The following is a 959-nucleotide window of genomic DNA, read 5'->3' on the forward strand; positions in this document are numbered from 1 at the left end:
TCTTCGCCGTCGGCGATGCGGAACATCTCGCGGACGAGGTCGATGCCGGTGACCTCTTCGGTGACCGGGTGTTCGACCTGGAGGCGGGTGTTGACCTCGAGGAAGGAGATGAGGCCGTCGGCGGAGACGAGGAACTCGACGGTGCCGGCGCCGACGTAGCCGGCTTCCTTCAGGATCGCCTTCGACGCCGCGTACAGCTCGGCGTTCTGGGCCTCGGTCAGGAACGGGGCCGGGGCCTCCTCCACCAGCTTCTGGTGGCGGCGCTGCAGCGAGCAGTCGCGGGTGGAGACGACGACCACGTTGCCGTGGGAGTCGGCCAGGCACTGGGTTTCGACGTGGCGGGGCTTGTCGAGGTATTGCTCGACGAAGCATTCGCCGCGGCCGAAGGCGGCGACGGCCTCGCGGACGGCGGAGTCGTAGAGCTCGGGGATCTCTTCGAGGGTCCGGGCGACCTTCAGGCCGCGGCCGCCGCCGCCGAAGGCGGCCTTGATGGCGATCGGCAGGCCGTGTTCCTTGGCGAAGTCGACGACCTCGTCGGCTCCGGAGACCGGGTCCGGGGTGCCGGCCACCAGCGGCGCGCCGGCGCGCAGCGCGATGTGACGGGCGGCGACCTTGTCACCGAGGTCGCGGATGGCCTGCGGGGGCGGGCCGATCCAGATGAGGCCCGCGTCGGTGACGGCCTGCGCGAATTCGGCGTTCTCGGAGAGGAAGCCGTATCCGGGATGGATGGCGTCCGCGCCGGAATCGGCTGCGGCCTGCAGGATCTTGGTGATGTCCAAGTAGCTGGCGGCCGGGGTGTCACCGCCCAACGCGAAAGCTTCGTCTGCCGCGCGGACGTGCAATGCGTCCCGGTCCGGATCGGCGTAGACGGCTACGCTCGCGATCCCGGCATCCCGGCAGGCCCGAGCAACGCGGACTGCGATTTCGCCACGGTTGGCGATGAGCACCTTGCGCACGAT

Annotated in this window: 1 protein-coding gene; it reads right to left on the reverse strand. The window is 70.0% G+C overall.

Annotated elements, in window-relative coordinates:
• A partial coding sequence (locus MTF69_RS42650; protein WP_243342212.1) for an acetyl/propionyl/methylcrotonyl-CoA carboxylase subunit alpha occupies positions 1–956 on the reverse strand: 956 nt, incomplete at its 3' end.
• Positions 957–959: the final 3 nt, after the last annotated feature.

The organism is Streptomyces sp. AP-93 (assembly GCF_022808175.1).
GTDB lineage: Bacteria > Actinomycetota > Actinomycetes > Streptomycetales > Streptomycetaceae > Streptomyces.